The following is a 5,522-nucleotide window of genomic DNA, read 5'->3' on the forward strand; positions in this document are numbered from 1 at the left end:
CGTCAACGGGGCGCTCCCGAGTCCCGGATAAAGCTGCGTTTATGCGTCCAAACTGGATACTTGCTGCCTGTGCTCCCCCCCTAAATCTGCTACTTAGGAGGGGACGCCTACAGGAACGCGACGCTGACGCCGCCATCCGTCGATCGACGCGTATCCAGAGCCGCCGAGTACCAGGGCGACGATACCGGCCACATACAGCAGGTCGCATTCGTAGCCGGGTTGGCCGAAGTGCGCACCGGCGACATCCACGGCCATCAGTTTGATCGAGCTGAAGCCGTTGGGAAGGTGCACGGTAAAAATGGCAACCAGCAGCACCACGATCATCGGCACGCTTGCCAGCGCTACAAACGCACCAAGCAATACGCACAGACCGCCAAGGATCTCCACCGCGATCGTCGCCCACGCCATGAAAAGCGGAAACGGAACATGCAGGGCATCCAGGATGCCGGCAAACGAATCCGCGCCGCGCCCGAGCTTGGCAAAGCCGTGCTGCATGAAGCCGAACCCGACGATCAGCCGGATCGCGACCGGCGCCCAGGGAGAAAAGGAGGAGGAGTTCATGGATGCACCTGTGGCTCGGCGGGGGACCTCAGGTGGTTCGGCGCCATGGGTGCGAAGGTTACGCAGCTAAGATCAGACCCTGCGGCGGGGCATGGCCGGCGGCGAATTTTCGGTGCAAACTGGCGCCCGGCGCGTTGGGGTGGACGGCCTATGGATTCGATACTCATCAGCATGGGTGTTTTCGCCGTGGCGTGGGCGGGCCTGTGGCTGGGCGCGGTTCTGGCCAACCGCATGCCGCGCGATCATCTTTCTGCCGACACACGAACTTCGGCACAGATCGGCATCAACATGATGGCGACCCTGACCGCATTGGTGCTTGGCTTCATGATTACCTCGGCGCGCTCCTCCTTCGATCACGCGACCGACGATGTCGTGGAGGTTTCTACCTCAATCGTGATGCTCGACCGGGCGCTCTCCGGCTACGGCAAGGAGTCCGAGCCGGAGCGCGATCAACTGCGCGCCTTTCTTGCCCGCGCCACGGCGCGTGTGGCGCCGGACGGCAGAGTCAAGCAGATGGTGTTTCGCGTGCCGGTGACCAATGTCAGCCTGCTGACGCAGTTGCAGCAGTCCATCCTGAACCTCAAGCCGGCCAATGACGCGCAACGCTGGTTCCAGGCCCGTGCGCTGACTCTGAGCGGCGAGCTCAGCCGACAACGCGTTGCCACGTCCGAACAAAGCGAACAATCCGTACCCGCCGTGTTGCTGCTGATCGTTTCGGCCTGGGTGGTGCTGATCTTCGTCGGCCTGGGGGCGTTTACCGTGCACAACCGTTCGGTACGCGTGGTGCTGGTTTGCTCGGCGTTGGCATTCGCCGGCTCGGTGTTCCTGATCCTGGAATTCGAAACGCCCTATAGCGGCATCATTCGCGTGTCGGGCCAGCCCTTGCTCAACGCGGCGGAAGAACTTTCGCACTAGCAGTCGCGCAACGTAGGTTATGCAAGAATGTCTTGCTTGCGCCAACGTTCAAGGCCTGGCCGTGTCTATTGCCCCGCTTCTTTCACCCGAGCTGTTCGATTTTCCTGACGAGACCTTGTGGCTGGCGCATTGCAAGGACGGCCCGATGCCGCGCGCGGCCGCGGCGATGCTCGAAGCCCTGTTGCGTACCGAGTTGCGTCCCTGGGAACTGCGCTGGAACGAAGATTTCCTCGACGTGGAGCAGCGGTTGCGCGATGCGGGCGCGGCACTGCTTGGCGTATCGGCGCAGGACATCAGCCTGGTGAGCTGTACGTCGACCGGCCTGCAGGCGATCGCCCTGGGTTATCCCTGGCAGCCGGGCGACGAAGTGGTGATCCCCGCCGGTGAGTTTCCCAGCAATCGGCTGCCATGGCTGGCGCTGGAGCGGTTGGGCGTCCATTGCGTCGAAGTCCCGTTGTGGCCGGAAGCTGCGCTACCTGACACGGATATCGAGCCCGAGCAACGCTTATTGCAGGCGATCACGCCGCGTACGCGCATGGTCGCGGCGTCATGGGTCCGCTTTCAGGACGGCATCCGGCTGGATCTGGACCGACTTGGCCAAGGTTGCCGCGAGCGCGGTGTACATCTCATTGTCGATGGCATCCAGGGCGCCGGCACCGCCGTGCCGGATCTGCGTCATGCCAGCGCCTTCGCTACCGGCGGGCACAAAGGCTTGCTCGGTGGGCAAGGGCAGGGCCTGTTATGGACCAATGCCGCCCTGCGCAGGCAATTGATGCCGCTGGGCACGTGGTTGTCTGCCCCCAGTGCCTTCTCGCAGGCTGGGACGCAAGGAACGGCGGCGTGTCATTGGGCGTCGGACGGGCGTTATCTCGAAGCCGGCAGTCCTACCATCCTGGGCTGCGGTGCGCTGGCCGCTTCGATCGAACGGTTGCTGGCCGTCGGCGGTGCCGCGGCTATCGAAGCGCATGTTACAAATCTGCAACAACGCCTCCTGCAACGATTGCGGGTAGCCGCCGCGTGGAAGCAGGAAGCCGATCGTTTGCAACGCCTGATCCAGGCAGGCCGCACCGGTTCGATCCTTTCCTTTGCCTGCCCGCAACCGGTCATCGACGAGCTGCTGCAGCGCGGCCAGGCGCAGGGCATCAATGCGAGCACACGAGAAGGCTTTCTGCGCATTGCCTTGCATGCCTGGCACGGATCGGTCGATGTGGACCGTTGCGCGCAGTGGATGATGGCGAGCCCGTAGGCGGATCGACGAATGAACACTGAGCACCGCGACGATCCGCGCCCTATCGGGGTGTCGTCCCTGGGATTAATCTAGTGTTCGGATATTTCCCCCTCCCCGCAGTAATCGGAGCAGCACCGCCATGAGCAGCCAGACCGATATCCCGGGCGTCACCCCTTATGAAGGCGCCGCTGGCGGCTGGGGCGCACTGCGTGCGGTAGCCAAAGCGATCAGCGGTCAACTGGCGATCGGCCGAGAAACCGCGGCCTTGCGTCGTATGAACCAACCCGACGGTTTCGATTGCCCGGGTTGCGCCTGGCCGGATCCCAAGCACACCAGTTCGTTCGAGTTCTGCGAAAACGGCGCGAAGGCAGTCAGCTGGGAAGCCACGGCCAAGCGCGCCAAGCCGGAGTTCTTCCAGGCCAACACGGTGACTGCGTTGTGGCAGTTGAGCGATTACGCACTGGAAGGCCTGGGCCGGTTGACCCATCCGATGATGTACGACCGGGCCAGCGACAAGTACGTCGCGATCGGTTGGGACGAAGCCATGCAGCACATCGGTACCGCTTTGCGGGCGCTGCCCGATCCGCGTATGGCCGAGTTCTATACCTCGGGACGCACCTCGAACGAAGCGGCGTTTCTGTATCAGGCGTTCGTGCGCGAATACGGGTCCAACAATTTTCCCGACTGCTCGAACATGTGCCACGAGGCAACCAGCGTCGGCCTGCCGCAGTCGATCGGCGTCGGCAAGGGCACGGTGACCCTGGACGATTTCGATCATTGCGATGCGGTGTTCTGCATCGGTCACAATCCGGGTACCAACCATCCGCGCATGCTGGCGACGTTGCGCGAGGTGGCCAAGCGCAACGTGCCGATCGTGGCGATCAATCCTTTGCCCGAGCGCGGGCTGGAGCGTTTCACTTCACCGCAAAGCCCGGTGGAGATGATGACCGGCGGCGAGACCCCGTTGGCGACGACGTATTACCAGGTGCGCTGTGGCGGCGATCTTGCCGTGCTCAAGGGCATGATGAAATGGCTGATCGACAGCGATGCAGCCGATCTCGCCGCTGGCGGTCCCGGCTTGCTCGACCGCACTTTTATCGAAGAAAACACCACCGGTTTCGAAGCGCTGGCTGCCGATGTGCAGGCTACCGCGTGGCCGGATATCGAACGCAAGAGCGGCCTGTCGCGGGCCGACATCGAGCACGCCGCATCGATCTATGCGCAGGCCAAGCGCGTCATCGTCTGCTATGGCATGGGCATCACTCAGCATCGCCACGGTACCCAGAACGTGCAGCAGCTGGCCAACCTGCTGATGCTGCGCGGTAATCTCGGCCGGGAGGGCGCGGGCATCTGCCCGCTACGCGGTCATTCCAACGTGCAAGGCGATCGCACTGTCGGCATTACCGAAAAGCCCGACGCCGCGTTGATCGAAGGCATGAAGCTGGCCTTCGGTTTCGATACGCCGCCCGAGCACGGTCACGATGCCGTGGCGGCGATCAAAGCGATCCGTGACGGTGAATCCAAGGCGCTGATCTGCCTGGGTGGCAATCTGGCGGTGGCGATGTCCGATCCGGAAGCGACCTTCGCCGCCATGCGCAAGCTCGACCTGGCCGTGCACATCGCCACCAAGCTCAATCGCTCGCACCTGATTATCGCCAAGCAGTCGATCATTCTGCCGTGCCTCGGGCGCAGCGAGATCGATCTGCAAGCCGAAGGCCCGCAATCGATCACGGTGGAAGATTCGATGTCGATGGTGCATGCGTCGCAGGGCGGTTTGAAGCCGGCTTCGGAGCATTTGCGCTCCGAACCGTGGATCGTCGCGCAGATGGCCAAGGCCACGCTGCCGGCGACCAGGGTCGCATGGGACCATCTGGTTGCCGACTACGACCGCATTCGCGACAAGATCGAAGTGGTATTCCCCGCGTTCTACGATTTCAACCGGCGGGTGCGCGAGCCCGGCGGGTTTCGCCTGTTCATTGCCGCCTCCGAACGCAAATGGAACACGCCCGACGGCAAGGCGCGTTTCCTCGTCGCTCCCGGCATCGAGGAAGACGATGGCCTGGATAACGGCACACTTGTGCTGACCACCGTGCGCTCGCACGACCAGTACAACACCACGATCTATAGCCTCAACGACCGTTACCGCGGCATCAGCGGTCGACGCGATGTGATCTTCATGCACGCCGACGATCTGGCTGCGCGTGGCTTGAAGCACGGCGACCGCATCGTCGTCGAAACCGTCAAGGCGGAACGTACGCGCAGTGTCAGCGGCTTTACCGCGGTGGCCTATCCGATCGCGCGCGGCACGGTGGCGATGTATTACCCCGAGGGGAACGGCCTGATCGGACTGGACGACCACGATCCGCAATCGGGCACGCCTTCGTACAAGTCGGTGCCGGTGAGGGTGAGAAATGCCTGAAGGCGAAGAGTGAGGGTGAGTAAAAGCAGTATGGCTCGGTGCCTGCGCTTTCCATACGCCTCTTCATTCACTTCCAGCCTTTCGCTGTTCAAGGCGTTTTTTGCTGCTCCCGCAACGTTTCCACCGCCGCCGCGGCATTCACCTGCAGGCTGCCGTTAGACACTCGACTGCTTTGCAACAGCAGATCGTGCAGCATGCGCGCATCCAGATGCGGCGCAAGCGAGAGCAGGAGTGCGGCAATGCCGCTGACATGCGCGGCGGACATCGACGAGCCGGACGTGAAATCGTAGCCGCCACCGGGTTGCGTCGTAAGGATGTCGTTGCCCGGCGCGCTCAAAACGCCCGCAGGCGCGGGTGTAGCGCTGCTTTCGCGTACCACGATCACGCCCGGCGTATCGT

At 63.0% G+C, this 5,522-nt stretch carries 5 protein-coding genes; 3 read left to right on the plus strand and 2 right to left on the minus strand.

Annotation, left to right across the window (positions count from 1 at the left end):
* Positions 1 to 93 precede the first annotated feature (93 nt).
* Positions 94 to 561 (minus strand): DoxX family protein, encoded by a 468-nt coding sequence (locus VIM98_RS18550; RefSeq protein ID WP_331994586.1) that lies wholly within the window; start codon positions 559 to 561, stop codon positions 94 to 96.
* 150 nt (positions 562 to 711) lie between these two features.
* Here VIM98_RS18550 and VIM98_RS18555 point away from each other — a divergent pair, with 150 nt between their 5' ends.
* The 3 genes from VIM98_RS18555 to VIM98_RS18565 all read left to right on the plus strand — a co-directional run bounded on the left by VIM98_RS18555 (position 712) and on the right by VIM98_RS18565 (position 5,123).
* Positions 712 to 1,476 carry a hypothetical protein gene (locus VIM98_RS18555; RefSeq protein WP_331994587.1) on the plus strand — a complete coding sequence of 255 codons (765 nt, stop codon included), beginning with the start codon at positions 712 to 714 and terminating at the stop codon, positions 1,474 to 1,476.
* Between the two features lie 61 nt (positions 1,477 to 1,537).
* Positions 1,538 to 2,722: an aminotransferase class V-fold PLP-dependent enzyme gene (locus VIM98_RS18560; RefSeq protein WP_331994588.1), complete on the plus strand. Its 1,185-nt coding sequence runs from the start codon at positions 1,538 to 1,540 to the stop codon at positions 2,720 to 2,722.
* A 121-nt stretch (positions 2,723 to 2,843) separates the two neighbouring features.
* Complete coding sequence (locus VIM98_RS18565) at positions 2,844 to 5,123, plus strand: FdhF/YdeP family oxidoreductase (RefSeq protein ID WP_331994589.1); 2,280 nt, start codon at positions 2,844 to 2,846, stop codon at positions 5,121 to 5,123.
* Positions 5,124 to 5,211: 88 nt separating this feature from the next.
* Here VIM98_RS18565 and VIM98_RS18570 read toward each other — a convergent pair.
* A partial coding sequence (locus VIM98_RS18570) for a S8 family serine peptidase (RefSeq protein ID WP_331994590.1) occupies positions 5,212 to 5,522 on the minus strand: 311 nt, incomplete at its 5' end.

Origin of the sequence: Dyella sp., assembly GCF_036568765.1 — a bacterium.
Classification (GTDB): domain Bacteria; phylum Pseudomonadota; class Gammaproteobacteria; order Xanthomonadales; family Rhodanobacteraceae; genus GSA-30.